Source organism: Actinopolyspora sabaoui, from assembly GCF_051225635.1.
Classification (GTDB): domain Bacteria; phylum Actinomycetota; class Actinomycetes; order Mycobacteriales; family Pseudonocardiaceae; genus Actinopolyspora.
In genome coordinates this window covers 86,596-100,786 of record NZ_JBMIHH010000004.1, presented here as the reverse complement: position 1 = coordinate 100,786, position 14,191 = coordinate 86,596, and the positions used below count along the sequence as shown (strand labels likewise).

Genomic DNA, 14,191 nt, shown 5'->3' with positions numbered 1-14,191 from the left:
GTCGAACGTTGTTCCTAGCGTTTCGCCAGTCCACCGTCGACGATGTACTGGCTGGCGGTGACGTAGGTGGCGTCGTCGGAGAGCAGGAAGAGCGCGACGGCGGCGGCTTCCTCGGCGGTGCCGATGCGGTTGAGGGGGACGCGGCTGACGACGTCGTGTTCGAAGGCGTCTCGAGTCTGGTCGCCCATGAACTCTCTGAAAGCGGTGTCGATCGCGCCCGGGACGAGAACGTTGACGCGGATTCCCCGTTCGGCCAGTGCGGTGGCCCAGCCGCGTGCCATGGCCACGAGCGCTCCTTTGGTGGCGGCGTAGACGCTGGCCGCACTGGCTCCTTCGTAGGTGGCGGTCGAGGAGGTGACCACCACGGATGCACCGTCGTTGAGGTGCTCGGCGAGTCGGGCCAGTTGCAGGGCCGGGCCGCGCACGTTGGTGCGCATCATTCGGTCGAAGAAGTCGGCGTCGACTTGGTCGATGCCGCGGACGTCGGCGTAGCCCGCGTTGAGCCACAATCCGTCGAGTCCGCCGTGCTCGGCGACGGACGGGACGAGTGCTTCCGCTGCGTTGGGGTCGGTGGCGTCGTTGTGCAGAACTCGGGCCCGGGGCAGTGCTTCGCGGGTGGCTGTGAGCCGTTGCTGATTCGTTCCGGTTATGACCAGCTTGCCGCTCTCGTCGGCGATACGTTTCGCGCCGGCCAGTCCGATGCCACTGGTTCCTCCTGTGATCAGTACTCGCTTTCCCGTGAACCTGGCCATTGTCTCTCCCTGCGTGTCGTCTCCGAGTGGTTTTCGTTCGGTGCTGACGCTAGGAGCTGGAGTGCGCTCCAGATCAAGGCTTAATGTGTCGGCGATGACTACAGGGGATGCCGCGGCTGCGGAGATGAGTATCGGTGAGGTGGCTGCCCGGACCGGTCTGAGTGTGGATGCGCTGCGGTTCTACGAACGGCAGGAGTTGCTGGTCTCGGCTGTTCGCCGCAGCGCTGGTGGTCGTCGTATTTACGACCAGGAGGATGTGGAGTGGTTGCGCATCTGTACTCGACTTCGTGCGTCCGGGATGCCGTTGGCGGAGCTGCGTGCTTTCGCCGCGTTGGTGCGTGAGGGACCTGGTAATGAGGAGCAGCGGCTGGATCTGCTGCGCCGACATCGGGAGAACGTGCGGGGACAGCTCGCCGATCTGCGGGAATGTCTGGATTTGATCACGTGGAAGGTGGGGGTCTACGAGCGGCACCTCAGTGAGGGGACGGCCGGCGGGGTGTGGGATCCGACTGCGTCGCAGCGAGGCGTGTGACCGCTCCTCCCCTGGTGTGCGTCCCCACCAGTACTCGTTGTCCGGTTCCGGCCGCGCTCGGAGGTGGTTTTCCCGTGTGGTCCCTGTCGTTGCGCCAGGCCACCGTCGACGACGTACTGACTGGCGGTGTGGCAGGGGTTTTGTGATCAGTAGGCTTTGAGGCGTGGACAGTGTGAGGGCGGTGGTGACCGGTGCCGCTAGCGGGATCGGTCTCGCGTTGGCTCGGGAGTTGGCCGGGCGGGGAACGGATCTCGTGCTCGCCGATACGGATTCCGGTGCGTTGCGGGGTGTCTCGGAGTCGCTGGGGGCACGAGCGGTTCCCACCGACGTCGCTGTGCCGGACGGGGTGGAGGCGTTGGCTCGGGTCGCCGCCGATGCTCGGTTGGTGTGTCTCAATGCCGGTATCTTGGGTCGTGCTCTCGGAGCGCCGTGGGAGGTGGCGCCCGAGGATTGGGACCGGGTGTTCGCGGTCAATGTCGGGGGTGTTGTCAACGGGTTGCGCGCGTTCGTGCCCCGGTTGCTGGCCGCTAACCAACCCGCCCATATTCTGATCACTGGCTCGTTGGCCGGTGCGGCTACCTTTCCCGGGGGTGGTGCTTATGGCCCGTCGAAACACGCTGTGCGAGCTGTCGTCGAGCACGCTGCGATGGCGCTGGAAGGCACCCCTATCGGTGTGAGCATGGTCTGTCCTGCTCTCGTTTCGACCGGCATGTCGGGCGAAGGTGCCGATCCTTCCGATGTAGCGGAGCGGGCACTGGCCACGATCGAGGACGGGACGTTCGCCGTGCTTCCGGAGGAGTGGAAGGGTGTCGTCGTCAACGCCGCCGCACGCCTCGCCTCCGGTCGGCGTCCCGAACCTCCCCGTCCCGACATCTCATGATCCCCCTGTTGCACCGAGGGACCGTTAACCCGGCGTTTAGCCGTCCTCCTTCTCGGCGGATGTGGAGGTGCTCGCCCGAGGGGTGTTCGAGCGTAGGACGAACGCGGCGATTGTCGCTCCGGCAAGCGCGCAACCTGCGGCGGTGAGCAACGTGACGGCGTGGGCGTAGGTGAAGGCAGTTCGCGCCGCGTTGGCCAGAGTGGCTTTGTCGGCGTGGGTGCTGCTGTAGGCGAGGCTGGTCGCGAGTGATCGGCCGGAATTCTCGGGAATGCTGGCGGGAAGCTTAGCGCGGTAGACGGCACCGAGGAGACTGCCGAGGATCGCGACCCCGAGGGCGATGCCGAGTTGTTGGTGGGTGTCGTTGAGCGCGGCTCCCATTCCGGCGCTGGATTGTGGGACGGCGCCGAGAACGGTGCTGTAGGTGGCCGGGCTGGACAAGCCTGTGCCACCACCGGCCAGTAGCAGTCCGAGCGCCACGGTCATGTAGGAGCTGTTCGGTGTGAGGGTCGCGAGGACGACGAACCCGGTCGCCGTGGCAGCGAAGCCGATCATGATTGAGGAGCGGGCACTGCTGCGGGCCGGTGCGCGACTGCCGAGAGTGGAGCCGGCCACGGTGCCCAGGGCCAGGGGAACGATGGCCAGCCCGGCCTGCAGTGCCGTGTGTTCGTGCACGAGTTGGAGGTATTGCAGCAGTACGAACAGGACGCTGCCGGTTCCCAGTGTCAACAGGGTTGCTGCGGTGCTTGCTCCGGCGAAGGCCCGGTCGCGGTAGAGCGTGAAATCGACCATCGGTGCTGGGCTTCGCCGTTGGCGCCACCCGAATACTCCGAGAGCGGCCAGTGCGATGCTCGTGGCGACCGGTGCGAGTGTGGACGACGCGTCGGTCTCGCCGAGCGTGATGATTGCGGTAACCAGTGCCGTCATCCCGATCGTGACGAGTGCGGCCGCGCCGATATCGAGACGCCGGGGGTTGTCGTCGCCGAAGTTGGGCACCAGCCGTGCGATCCCGATCAGTGCTACGAGCACAACGGGGATATTGATCAAGAACACACCGCCCCAGCTCCAGGCCGTCACGAGGGCACCGCCGACGATGGGGCCCACGGCCATGGCCACCGAGGCGACGACGGACCAGGCCGCGAAGGCTTTCGGGCGCTCCTCTGTGGGAAAGGCGTGTACCAGTACGGCCAGAGTAGCGGGCATGATCAGGGCGGCGCCTACGCCCATCAGCGCGCGCATCGCGATCAGCCACCACATCGACCAGCTCGCGAGTGCCGCGGCTGATGCGGCGCCGAAGGTGAGGAGACCGGCAAGCACCGTGCGGCGATGTCCGTAGCGATCCGAGGCCACACCAGCGGAAATCAGCAGACCGGCGAAAACGACCACGTAGGCATCGATTACCGCTTGCAGCCCGGTGGTGGACGCGTCGAAGGTTTTCCCGATCGCCGGTATCGCCACATTGACGATCGTGTTGTCCATGACGATCACCAACAAGGCCGCGCACAACGCGACCAGGATCGACCATCGTCGCGGATGCCCCTCGTCGTCCTTTGTTGACTCGACCGGTGCCATCCCGCTTCTCCCATCACGTTAGACCTACAGTGCAGGACCACTTTAGACCTACACTGCAGGGCCAAGCTAGAGGGTGGATACGCCCGACGGTTACGATGCGACGGATGAGCCCGAAGCGTGGTGACACCGGCCCCCACATTCCCGGGGCGATCTGGCTACGAACTCGTCCTCCCACGCGCAACACCAACAGCGACCTGACCCGCGAACGCATCGCCGACACGACCGTTGCCGTCCTCGATCGCGACGGCATGGGCGGGCTCAGTCTGCGACGACTGGCCGGCGCGCTGGACGTGCACGCCACAACGCTTTACTGGCACGTCGCCACCCGCGACGACCTGCTCGACCTCGCCCTCGACGCCGTGTTCGGCGAGGTATCGCTGCCCGAGGCACACGCGCGGGACTGGAAACACGACCTCACCCGTTACATGCACGGCCTGCGTACGGTATTGCTCCGGCATCCCTGGGCAGGGTCCCTGGCGAGCAGTCGCCCCCTACTTGGCCCCAACGCACTGGCCCGAGCCGAATTCGTGCACGCTGCCTTGGCCGATGCCGGATTCACCGATCTGGACCTCGCCGCCGCCGCGGCCGCCGTCTCGAACTACGTCATCGGATCTGTCGCCGCCGAAACCTCCTGGCAACACGAAGACGAACCCACCGCCCGCTACGCCATGGACGAACATGTCCACCAGCACGCCGCCCTCTACCCCACCCTCGCCACCAAAGCCCCGCCCCTCGAGACCGACCGGGAAGCCCACTTCACTCGGGGAATGACCTTCCTGCTCGCCGGTCTCGCAGCCCGGTTGTCCAACGATTGGTGAGAAACGCTATCCGGGCGGAAAAGCACGCTGACCTGCGAGCAAAGGCTAAGCGTTCAAACTGTCCCGGTTCTTGGTCGGATCTCCGCTTCGGATGGCGCGTGGTGTAGCCGTGTGGTGTTCAGGGGCGCCAGCGGTGGTGGTAGCCGGGGCGGTCGTTGTAGGGCAGTCCGAGTAGGGCTCGGGTGAGGCAGCCGCGTTCGTCCTCGTGGGGGAACGAGGTGTTGAGGGCGTCGCAGGGGCCGTGGCCGGTGCCGCAGTGTCGGTGCTGGTCGAGGATGCGGGCTTTGAGTTCGCATTCGCGGAATCCCCGGGTGATGCGGGCGGTGGAGCGGGTGGTGGTGCCTGCTTCGCCGTCGCGTCGGGCGTCGGTGAGGCGTTCCAGGTCGTGCAGGATCTGCGTGCGCAGGAATTCCCGGAACCGGTCCACGATCGCCCTCCTCGCCTGGTGCTGGCTTCGGCCGTCCCGTTCGTGGTACGGCCGCGGGCAACATTGTCGATCATGGAGTGGGGACGGCTCGGGCGTGGTGTGGTCGAGCGGGGAACGAATGCGCTGGGTATCGGCGTGTGCGGTTGCCGTGATCAGGGTGTGGCCGCATGCTGTGGTTGTTACGGCCGTTGGTTGCGAGGGGGCGTCATGGCGACGTGTGAGGTTTGTGGCAACGACTACTGGATGACGTTCGAGGTGCGTACGGCGGGTGATCAGGTGCACGTGTTCGACTCGTTCGAGTGCGCGGCGCACCGGTTGGCCCCGCATTGTGAGCACTGCGGGTGTCGCGTGCTGGGGCACGGTGTGGAGGATTCCGGGCAGTTCTTCTGCTGCGCGCATTGTGCTCGGCAGGCGGGTGCGTCGATGGCCGACCAGTTGCGGGACGCGGTGGGGGCCCATCCGGGCTGAGCTGGTCTGGCGAACGTCGTCTCGCTCGGTTTCGGTGCCGATGTCCGGGTGAGCCCGGTGGGTCTCTCCCGGACATCGGTTCGGTGTGACCGGTTGCTTCGTGCTGGCTGCGGCTAGATGCCGGTGGTGCCGTCGAGGCGTTCCCGCAGCAGGTCGGCGTGGCCGTTGTGGCGGGCGTACTCCTCGATCATGTGTATGTAGATCCAGCGAAGGTTGACGTTCTGGCCGCCGAGGTCGCCGGTGTCGGTCAACGAGTACTCGCGGCAGCTACGACGGGCGTGCTCAACCTCGGTGTGCCACGTCGTCAGGGCGTCGTGCAGGGTGGTGTGCTCGGCCAGTTCGAATCCGCCGTCGGTTCCGTTGGCTCGTGTCTGCCCGGTGTGGGTGGTGGGTAGTTCTTCGGCGGCCAGGATCCGGCGGAACCAGGTGCGTTCCACCTCGGTCATGTGCTGCACGAGGCCGGTCATGGTGAGTTCGGAGGGTGGGACGGTGGCGGTGGCCGCCTGGGTGTCGTCGAGTCCTTCGCACTTTCGGGCGAGGGTGGCGCGGTGGAAGTCGAGCCAGCCTTCGAGCACGCTGCGTTCGTCGGCCTCGAGGGGCGGCATGGGGCGTTCGATGTTACTCACCGACTGATTATCGCACCCCGTGTGAGAATTTCCCTTTTCAGACTGGATCGGTGCGTTTGCCCCGGGGCTTCGTGGGACGAGGTGTGAGTGAGTCGGCTACTGCTCGCGGGCGTGTGCCAGCGCGGTGTGAATGCTGTCGTGGCAGTTCAGGGCGGCGTGGAGGCCGGTGAGGTCGAGCAGTCGGGACACGCAGCCCTGCCCGGGGATCACGTGCATGTCGATGCCGCGTTGGTCGGCACGGCGTTGGGCTTTGAGTAGCAGTTCGGCTCCGGTGGTGTCGATGAACGAGACCATGCTCAAATCCACGATCAGTGTTCGCAGGGCCGCGGCGGTGAGACGTTGCCGGATGAGTTCGGTGACCCGGGGTGCCGCGGCGAGGTCGATGTCTCCGTTCATGTTCACCACCACCACCCCGGGGGCCGGGCGTTGCACCGACATGCGCAGTGCCGGGTCGAGCCGGTGTTGTCCCTGTGCGAGTTCGCCTTCACCCGCTCGTCTGGTGGGCACGGTCGGCTGGGGCGGGTTCGCCGGGGCGGGCTCGGGCTGGTCGCTGGGGACCGATTGTGGAGTGGGTCGAGAGACGATCACGTTTCCTCCTGCGGCGTCCGCCGGATGGCGAGGAGGGGGCAGGCACGGCGCCTCGCATGGTTACACCGTGTCGCGCTTTGACTACTTTTCGCCAGATGTGGTTCCCACCGTAGTGGCACCATCGGTGGTGCTACAACCGCTGTGCCGCTGGGTCGGCGGATACATGTGGGTCAGGCCTCGTGGTGTGGGGTGGTTGCGGCGAGCATGGGGATGATTCCCCCGGCCAGTACGGCCTCGACCTGTCGTGGGGACAGTCGGTGCTCGACCCGGTAGTCGGTGCCGCGGGTGGTGTTGTGCAGGGTCAGTGTGTGCTGCTCGACCAGTTGCCGGTGCAGCCCGTCGAGGTGGAGCACATCGCCGTGGTCGATGTCGTCGTAGTCGGCCGGCTCGGTGAATTCCAGTGGCAGGATGCCGAAGTTGATCAGATTCTGCCAGTGGATCCGTGCGAAGGATTTGGCCACCACCAGGCGCAGTCCCAGGTGCCGGGGTGTGATGGCGGCGTGTTCGCGGGAGGAGCCCTGTCCGTAGTTGTCGCCGCCGATCACCGCGTGCTGGTGGTGTTGGCGGGCCCGCTGGGGATAGTCGGGGTCGAGCCGGGTGAAGGTGAACTCCGCCAGTGCCGGGACGTTGGACCGCAGTGGTAGGGCGTACGCACCGGCGGGTGAGATCTCGTCGGTGGAGACGTTGTCGCCGGTTTTGAGTAGCACTGGCGTTTCGAGGTGCTGCGGTGGCGGCGACAGCTCCGGAAGCGCGGAGATGTTGGGGCCCTTGACGGGCTGGGTGCGCAACGCCTCGGTTTCTGCGGGTGGCGCCAGCAGCATGGCGGTGTTGACAGCGCTGTGTTCGGGTTCTTCAACGGTGTCGTCGGCCAGGCCGAGTTGTTCGGCCAGTTGCCGGGGGTCGGTGATGGTGCCGGTCAGTGCGGCGGCCGCGGCGGTTTCCGGTGAGCACAGCCACACCGAGTCCTCGGGGGTGCCGGAGCGGCCGGGGAAGTTGCGGGGAAACGTTCGTAGCGAGTTCTGCCCCACCGCCGGGGCTTGGCCCATGCCGATGCAGCCCATGCAGCCGGACTGGTGGATACGTGCTCCCGCGCTGATCAGGTCGGCGACGGCGCCGGAGCGTGCCAGGTCCTGCAGGATCTCTCGGGAGGTGGGGTTGATGTCGACGCTGACCGCGTCGTTGGTGGAGCGGCCGCGCAGCATGCGGGCGACCACGGCGAAGTCGCGCAGCCCGGGGTTGGCCGAGGACCCGACCACGGTTTGGCTGACCTCGCGGCCCGCGACGGCGCTGACCGGGACGACGTGGTCGGGGGCGGAGGGTTGGGCGATCAGTGGTTGCAGGCCGCTCAGGTCGATCTCGTCGGTGAGGTCGTAGGCGGCGTCGGGGTCGGCGGCCAGCTCGGTGAAGTCGTGTTCGCGTCCTTCGGCGCGCAGGAAGCGCCGCACGGCCTCGTCGGCGGGGAAGACAGTGGTGGTAGCGCCGAGTTCGGCGCCCATGTTGGCGATGACGTGGCGGTCCATGGCCGACAGGTCGGCCAGGCCCGGGCCGTGGTATTCGATGATGCGGTCCACCCCACCTTTGACGGTGTGTCGGCGCAGCATTTCCAGGATGACGTCCTTGGCCGAGACCCAGGGGGGAAGTTGTCCGGTCAGACGCACGCCCCAGATTTCGGGCATGCGGATGCGCAGGGGTTCACCGGCGATGGCCAGGGCGACCTCGAGCCCGCCCACCCCGATGGCGAGCATGCCCAGTGATCCGGCGGCGCAGGTGTGCGAGTCGGAGCCGACCATGGATTTGCCGGGGATGCCGAACCGCTGCATGTGGGTGGGGTGGGACACGCCGTTGCCGGGTTTGGAGTACCACAGTCCGTAGCGTTGCGCGGCGGTGCGCAGGAATTCGTGGTCCTCGGCGTTTTTCTCGTCGGTCTGGAGCAGGTTGTGGTCGACGTACTGCACGCTGACCTCGGTGCGGGCGCGCCGCAACCCCAGCGATTCCAGTTCCTGCATGACCAGTGTGCCGGTGGCGTCCTGGGTCAGGGTCTGGTCGATGGTCAGCGCCACCTCGTTGCCGGGGCTCATCTGGCCGTCGACGAGGTGTGCGGCGATGAGTTTGTGCGCCAGGGTGTGTGCGGGCACGGTGGGTCTCCCCTTTCGTGATCGCGTGCCCACCGGATGCCGGTGCCCCTGTTCGGGCTGGGACCGGGTGGGCCGTGTTCGGGTTACCCGCCGCGGGTGGGGTTGAAACGATCATCGGGACAGCGTGCGGTGTGGTCCTTGCTGTTCGGCTGTTTCGGTCGGCGTTTTCGCGGGCCGAGCTCAGGACGTGTCGTTATCGTGCGTTCCGGAACTCGTTCGTTGGCCGGTCGGGTGCGGCGGCAGGTGGAGAATCGCCACCGCACGGCTGGTCAGGCTGCCCAGGTAGAGCGTGTCCCGGTGCCGGCGCACTCCGGTGACCATCCCGAATCCGCCCAGCGGGGCGGTGAGTTCGTGCACCACGCGCCCGTGGGTGTCCACGGCCAGCAGCCACAGCGTTTCGGCCGGTTGCGGCTGCAGTGGTTGCGGTAATGCGGCGGCCAGGCGCAGCAGCACCGGGGCGTGGGTGTGGGCGGTGTCGAGCAGGCGGCTGCGTGCCGCGGCCTGGGTGATCCAGATCAGCCCGTCGGTGCCGGTGGAGATGTTGTCGGGGAAACCGGCCATCGCCGACAGCAGCGTGTCGCTGCTTCCCGCCCGGGGCCCGGTCAGTGTCACGCGTCGTAGCCGGTAGGCACCGGTTTCGGCGACCACCACGCTGGATTCGTCGGGGCTCAGCGCCACCCCGTTGGCGAACTGCAGCCCGTCGAGCAGCACCTCGGCGGACCCGCCGGGCGGCAGGCGCCACAGTCGGCCGGTGCCCGAGTGTTCCATGAGGTCGTGCCGCCACCGCGACAGTGGGAACCGGCGGGAGGAGTCGCTGAAGTACACGGTGCCGTCGGTGGCCACCGCGGCGTTGTTGCACAGCTCGGGCCGCCCCGGTCCGCCGGGGGCGAGCAGGGTGTGGACGTGTCCGCTTCGCGGGTCGATTCGCAGCAGGCCGCGTTCGGCGTCGCAGACCAGCAGCGCCCCGTCGGGTAGCGTTTCGATGCCCAGCGGGCGGCCGCCGGTGTTGGCCAGCAGCCGCAGCTGCCGCCCGTCCTGGTCGAGGGCGAGCAGGCGGCCGTCGTCGACGCCGGTGATGATTCGGCCGTGTTCGTCGAGCACGACGTCTTCGGGGCCGAGGCCGTTGACCGGCAACAGGTGGGGCGCGGCGAGTCGTCGTGGCCGGGTGGGGCGAGCTCGGGGTGGACGCCACCCGCGGGGGCGGATCCCGGTGCTCATGGTGGGCTCCCGGGGTGTGGGCGGTGAGGGGTGTGCGGGGACAACGAGACCGCTGCCGCTGGGTGACGCGGCGAGACCGGCGGGGCGGGTTCCGGGTGTGGTTACGTGTCCCGTTCGGCGGGAGTGATGTCGAGGATGTGGTCGCGGGTGGTCTCGAGCCGGGCGGCGGCCGAGGCGGTGTTGACGGCCACGGCCAGGTGTCCGGCCGAGTCGGCCAGCACCAGGCAGTCGCCTTCGGCGACGTCGCCGAAGGTGCGGCCGAACCGGGCGGTGAACCGGCCGGTGGGGGTGGTGATCAGCAGCGGCTCTCCGTGGTGCCAGGGGGCCTGTGTCGCGGGCAGCGCCAGCTGCAGGTTGCCGAAGTGGTCGATGGTGATCACCTGTGCCCGCACGTTCCGGCCGTGGCTGCTGGAGTGGGGTGTGGGGGCCGGTACGAGTTGCTCGCGCGTCAGTGCGGGGCCCGCTGCCCGGATGTCGGCACCCAGCGCGGCGGCCGCGGCCACGGGGGCGAAGATGTCGCGCCCGTGGAAGGTGGCCGAGACTTCGGGCAGCCACCAGTCCGGTTCGGCCAGTTCCACGGCGGTGGTGATCCCGCCGAGCCGCTCGGCCGGGGCGAGCAGCACCCCGTTGTCCGGCCCGACGAGCAGACTTCCGGAGGTGGTTTCCAGTGCGAGGCCACGTCGGGCGGTTCCCACACCGGGGTCGACGACGACCAGGTGCACCGCGGTGGGCAGGTAGGGCACGGTCTGGGTCAGCACCGCCGAGGCCGCGGTGATCGCCTGCGGGGGGATGTGGTGGCTGATGTCGATGACCGACACAGCCGGGGCGTGGCGGGCCAGCACTCCTCGGCAGGCGGCGACGAACCCGTCGGCGGTGCCGTAGTCGGTGGTAAACGAGATCCACGGGTGGCGCGGTTGATCGTTCATGGTTCCATCGTGGCACCGTCGCCGCCTGCCGGGGTGGTGACCGGGGTGGCCTCTCGGTTCGGCGCGGCGCGGGGGTCACCGTTGGCGTTTCGCTGCTGCCGGGCAAGCCGCACGGTCGGTGTGTCCTGCTCGTCGAGGTCGACGTGCACGGTGTACCCGTCCGGGGCGGGGTGTTCGGTCAGCAGGGTGGCGATGCGGTTGTGCAGTTGCCGTTCGATGACCCGCCGCAGTTGCCGCGCGCCGAACTCGCGGTGTTCGCCGTGGTGCACGAGCCAGCGCACGGCCCGTTCGGTGATCTCCAGCCGCATCCCCCGGTTGTGCAGCCGCTGTCGGGTGTGTTCCAGCAGTGTCTCGGCGATGTCGACCAGCGCGTCGGTGCCCAGCGGCTGGAACGGCACGATCTCGTCGATGCGGTTGACGAACTCCGGGCGCAGGTGCGCGCCCAGTGCGGCGACGGGGTCGAACGGGGGCTGGTCGGGCTCGGCGGCGCGCAGTGCCTGCTCGGCCCCGATGTTGGAGGTCATGATGACCACGGTGTTGCTGAAATTCACGGTGGTGCCGGTGGAGTCGGTGAGTCTGCCCGCGTCGAGTACCTGCAGCAGCGTGTTGAGGATGTCGGGGTGGGCTTTTTCGATCTCGTCGAGCAGCAGCACGCTGTAGGGGTGGGTGCGGATGCTGTTGGTGAGCTGGCCGGGTTCGTCGTGGCCGAGATAGCCGGGTGGGGCTCCGATCAGGCGTGCCACGCTGTGTTTCTCCTGGAATTCGCCCATGTCGAACCGCACCGTGCGGTCGCTGTCGGAAAACAGCGCGGCCGCCAGCGCTCGCGCCAGTTCTGTTTTGCCCACCCCGGTGGGCCCGGTGAACACGAAGCTGCACAACGGGCGGTCCGGGTCGGACAGGCCGGTGCGGGCGCGGCGGATGGCGTCGGCGACGGTGCGGGTGGCTTGTGGTTGGCCGATGACGCGTTCGGACAGTCGGGTGTCGAGTTCGCGGAGTTTGACGCGTTCGGTGGTGCCCAGTTCGGTCAGTGGTAGGCCGGTGCGGTCGGCGACGACCTCGGTGACGGTGTCGGTTCCCAGCAGCGGCCGGGTGGTGCCGGTGGGCTCGCGGTCGTGCCGCAGTCGCAGGCGTGCGCAGGCCTGGTCGAGCACGTCGACGGCCTTGTCGGGCAGGAAACGCTCGGGGATGTGGCGTTGGGCCAGCTCGGCGGCGTGCCGCAGCGCTTGTTCGTCGATGCGGACGCGGTGGTGCTGCTGGTAGCGCTGCCGCAGGCCCCGCAGGATCGCGGTGGTCTCGGCCACCGTGGGTTCGGGAACCGTGACGGGGTGGAACCGTCGTTCCAGGGCCGGGTCTTTTTCGATGTGTTTGCGGTATTCCTCGGTGGTGGTGGCGCCGATCAGGGGGAGTTCACCGCGCGCCAGGGCGGGTTTGACCACGGTGGCCGCGTCCAGCGCGCCGTCGCCGGCTCCGGTTCCGATCAGCACGTGGATCTCGTCGACGAACACGATCAGGTCCTGGCGGTGTTGGGTGATTTCGCGGAGCAGTTCACGCAGCCGCCGTTCGAAGTCCCCGCGGTGTTGCGCGCCGGCGACGAGGCCGGTGACGTCGAGGGAGACGAGTCGACGGCCCGCCAGCAGCGGCGGTGCGGTGTTGGTGCTGATGCGGTGGGCGAGTCCCTCCACGATGGCGGTTTTGCCCACCCCGGCCTCCCCCAGCAGCACGGGGCTGTTCTTGCCGCGCCGGGCCAGCACCTCCACGATCTGGTCGATCTGGTGGTCGCGTCCTGTCACGGGGTCGATGTCGCCCGCGGCGGCGCGGGCGGTCATGTCCAGCCCGAATTCGTCCAGCCACGGCGTGGTGGGCTGCGTGGTGTCGGGGTGGTCCTGCTCGGGGGGCTCGGTGGGGCCGGTGCGGTGGTGCTCGCCCTGTTCGATCGCCCGTGCCAGTGCTCGCCCCGCCGCGGAGTCGGCGTCGGTGGCCACGCCCAGCAGCAGGTGCCGCGTTCCGAGCTGGGCGGCGTCCTCGTGCCGTGCCTGCCGGTAGGAACCCAGCAGGGCGTGTCGCGCGGCGCTGGTCAGCCAGGGGCGCGGGTCGGCCGAGCCGCCGGTGGCCTCGTGCGCCCCGGCCAGGGTGCGCAGGCTGCGGGCCAGCCGGTCCACGGCCACACCGGTTTCGCGCAGCATCGAGGCGGTGGGCCCGGTCTGGGTCAGCGCCCACAGCAGGTGGGTGTCGTCGAGAGCGGTGTGGCCCCAGTCGCGGGCGGCGTGCACGGCTGTGGACAGCACCGTGCGGGCCTGCTCGTCGAGCACACCGGCGGCCTGCCCGCGGTGGGTGGTGTCGTTGGTGGTCTCGTCCCCGCGGGCACGCAGCAGTTCGTCGAGCAGCGACTCGACACCCGGTGACGGTTCGAAGGCCCGACCGCTACTCACGGCACACTCCCGATCGGCATGGCTGGTCGTGGTGTGGTCCCACGTTGATCACGCTGTCCATCCTGGCCAATACCGTCGTGGCGTTGTGCGGGTGGTGCCTATCCGGGCACGCCGTGGCCCAGCAGCCGGTGCAGCTCGTTGTCGGTGACCGGCCGGAAGTCCCGATACCACTGGCCCACCGCGGTGAACGATCTCGGGCTGCTGGGGCACACCAGCAGGTCGACCTCGCCGGACAGCGCCGCCACCGCCTCGGGGGCGCCGACCGGCACGGCCAGCACCACGCGGGCCGGGTCGGCTTGGCGGACTCGCCGCACGGCGGCGCGGGCGGTGGCGCCGGTGGCCAGCCCGTCGTCGACGATGATCACGTCGCGACCGGTCAGTTCCACCGGCGCCTCGTGCTGGTAGGCCCGCTCCTGCCTGCGGGCCTCGGCGCGTTGCTGTTCGCACTGGGCGGTGAGCTGTTCGGCGTCGAGCTCGAAGGCCCGCAGCAGCCGCTGGTCGTAGGTGGGTGGGCCCTGCGCGGCCACCGCGCCCAGCGCCAGTTCCGGCTGGCCGGGTGCGCCGATCTTGCGGGCCACGCAGGCCTGCACCGGGGCGTGCAGCGCCGCGGCCACTTCCGCGGCGACCGGCACCCCGCCGCGTGCCAGCCCCAGCACCACCGGGTTGGTGAGCCGGTGGTGGGCCAGTTGACCGGCCAGGGCACGTCCCGCGTGGGCGCGGTCGGTGTAGACCGTGTCGCTGTCGAAGGCATCGCGGTTGCCCATGGTCGGCCTCCTTCGGGCCGCGGTGCGGATGCGGCGCCGTCGACGCCCCGTCTCCCTTG

General features: G+C 68.6%; 14 protein-coding genes. 4 read left to right on the top strand and 10 right to left on the bottom strand.

The genetic code is table 11. From position 1 onward, the window contains the following. Positions 1-14 precede the first annotated feature (14 nt). The gene (locus ACOQFL_RS08020; protein WP_435543467.1) at positions 15-752 is read right to left on the bottom strand and encodes an SDR family oxidoreductase; all 738 of its coding nucleotides are present in this window, start codon (positions 750-752) and stop codon (positions 15-17) included. A gap of 94 nt (positions 753-846) precedes the next feature. Between ACOQFL_RS08020 and ACOQFL_RS08015 the strand changes: the two genes are divergently transcribed. Both ACOQFL_RS08015 and ACOQFL_RS08010 read left to right on the top strand, forming a co-directional pair. Continuing rightward, positions 847-1,284, top strand: a complete 438-nt coding sequence (locus ACOQFL_RS08015; RefSeq protein ID WP_435543466.1) for a MerR family transcriptional regulator — start codon at positions 847-849, stop codon at positions 1,282-1,284. 163 nt (positions 1,285-1,447) lie between these two features. After that, the gene (locus ACOQFL_RS08010; protein ID WP_435543465.1) at positions 1,448-2,164 is read left to right on the top strand and encodes an SDR family NAD(P)-dependent oxidoreductase; all 717 of its coding nucleotides are present in this window, start codon (positions 1,448-1,450) and stop codon (positions 2,162-2,164) included. Between the two features lie 36 nt (positions 2,165-2,200). Here ACOQFL_RS08010 and ACOQFL_RS08005 read toward each other — a convergent pair whose 3' ends face one another. Next, positions 2,201-3,733 carry an MFS transporter gene (locus ACOQFL_RS08005; protein ID WP_435543464.1) on the bottom strand — a complete coding sequence of 511 codons (1,533 nt, stop codon included), beginning with the start codon at positions 3,731-3,733 and terminating at the stop codon, positions 2,201-2,203. 104 nt (positions 3,734-3,837) lie between these two features. On the opposite strand from ACOQFL_RS08005, the gene ACOQFL_RS08000 reads away from it, so the two are divergent. After that, positions 3,838-4,551, top strand: coding sequence for a TetR/AcrR family transcriptional regulator (locus tag ACOQFL_RS08000; RefSeq protein WP_435543463.1), 714 nt, complete (start codon positions 3,838-3,840; stop codon positions 4,549-4,551). 118 nt (positions 4,552-4,669) lie between these two features. On the opposite strand, the gene ACOQFL_RS07995 is transcribed toward ACOQFL_RS08000, so the two are convergent. Next, the gene (locus ACOQFL_RS07995; protein WP_435543462.1) at positions 4,670-4,978 is read right to left on the bottom strand and encodes a DUF6221 family protein; all 309 of its coding nucleotides are present in this window, start codon (positions 4,976-4,978) and stop codon (positions 4,670-4,672) included. Positions 4,979-5,185: 207 nt separating this feature from the next. Between ACOQFL_RS07995 and ACOQFL_RS07990 the strand changes: the two genes are divergently transcribed. Then, positions 5,186-5,446, top strand: coding sequence for a metallothionein (locus tag ACOQFL_RS07990; protein WP_092627113.1), 261 nt, complete (start codon positions 5,186-5,188; stop codon positions 5,444-5,446). A 113-nt stretch (positions 5,447-5,559) separates the two neighbouring features. Here the strand turns inward: ACOQFL_RS07990 and ACOQFL_RS07985 are convergent, their stop codons facing one another. From ACOQFL_RS07985 to ACOQFL_RS07955, 7 genes are all read right to left on the bottom strand, one after another. After that, the gene (locus ACOQFL_RS07985) at positions 5,560-6,072 is read right to left on the bottom strand and encodes a DinB family protein (protein ID WP_435543461.1); all 513 of its coding nucleotides are present in this window, start codon (positions 6,070-6,072) and stop codon (positions 5,560-5,562) included. Positions 6,073-6,168: 96 nt separating this feature from the next. Continuing rightward, a complete protein-coding gene (locus tag ACOQFL_RS07980; RefSeq protein ID WP_435543460.1) occupies positions 6,169-6,660 on the bottom strand; it encodes an STAS domain-containing protein in 492 nt (163 codons plus the stop codon). A 170-nt stretch (positions 6,661-6,830) separates the two neighbouring features. Further along, the gene (locus ACOQFL_RS07975) at positions 6,831-8,795 is read right to left on the bottom strand and encodes an aconitate hydratase (protein ID WP_435543459.1); all 1,965 of its coding nucleotides are present in this window, start codon (positions 8,793-8,795) and stop codon (positions 6,831-6,833) included. A 180-nt stretch (positions 8,796-8,975) separates the two neighbouring features. Continuing rightward, positions 8,976-10,013 (bottom strand): SMP-30/gluconolactonase/LRE family protein, encoded by a 1,038-nt coding sequence (locus tag ACOQFL_RS07970; protein WP_435543458.1) that lies wholly within the window; start codon positions 10,011-10,013, stop codon positions 8,976-8,978. Between the two features lie 101 nt (positions 10,014-10,114). Continuing rightward, on the bottom strand, positions 10,115-10,939 hold the full coding sequence (locus ACOQFL_RS07965; protein ID WP_435543457.1) for an SAM hydrolase/SAM-dependent halogenase family protein: 825 nt from the start codon (positions 10,937-10,939) through the stop codon (positions 10,115-10,117). Beyond that, positions 10,936-13,368 (bottom strand): ATP-dependent Clp protease ATP-binding subunit, encoded by a 2,433-nt coding sequence (locus tag ACOQFL_RS07960; protein WP_435543456.1) that lies wholly within the window; start codon positions 13,366-13,368, stop codon positions 10,936-10,938. Before ACOQFL_RS07960 ends, ACOQFL_RS07965 begins: the two co-directional genes overlap by 4 nt. A 98-nt stretch (positions 13,369-13,466) precedes the next feature. Next, entirely contained in the window at positions 13,467-14,132 is a 666-nt protein-coding gene (locus tag ACOQFL_RS07955) for a phosphoribosyltransferase (RefSeq protein WP_435543455.1), read from the bottom strand. Positions 14,133-14,191 lie beyond the last annotated feature (59 nt).

Bases quoted from the DNA above. Each gene is read 5' to 3' on its own strand.
- ACOQFL_RS07955 (WP_435543455.1), bottom strand. From the start codon at position 14,132: ATGGGCAACCGCGATGCCTTCGACAGCGACACGGTCTACACCGACCGC.
- ACOQFL_RS08005 (WP_435543464.1), bottom strand. From the start codon at position 3,733: ATGGCACCGGTCGAGTCAACAAAGGACGACGAGGGGCATCCGCGACGA.
- ACOQFL_RS07990 (WP_092627113.1), top strand. From the start codon at position 5,186: ATGGCGACGTGTGAGGTTTGTGGCAACGACTACTGGATGACGTTCGAG.
- ACOQFL_RS07965 (WP_435543457.1), bottom strand. From the start codon at position 10,939: ATGAACGATCAACCGCGCCACCCGTGGATCTCGTTTACCACCGACTAC.
- ACOQFL_RS07970 (WP_435543458.1), bottom strand. From the start codon at position 10,013: ATGAGCACCGGGATCCGCCCCCGCGGGTGGCGTCCACCCCGAGCTCGC.
- ACOQFL_RS08015 (WP_435543466.1), top strand. From the start codon at position 847: ATGACTACAGGGGATGCCGCGGCTGCGGAGATGAGTATCGGTGAGGTG.
- ACOQFL_RS08000 (WP_435543463.1), top strand. From the start codon at position 3,838: ATGAGCCCGAAGCGTGGTGACACCGGCCCCCACATTCCCGGGGCGATC.
- ACOQFL_RS08020 (WP_435543467.1), bottom strand. From the start codon at position 752: ATGGCCAGGTTCACGGGAAAGCGAGTACTGATCACAGGAGGAACCAGT.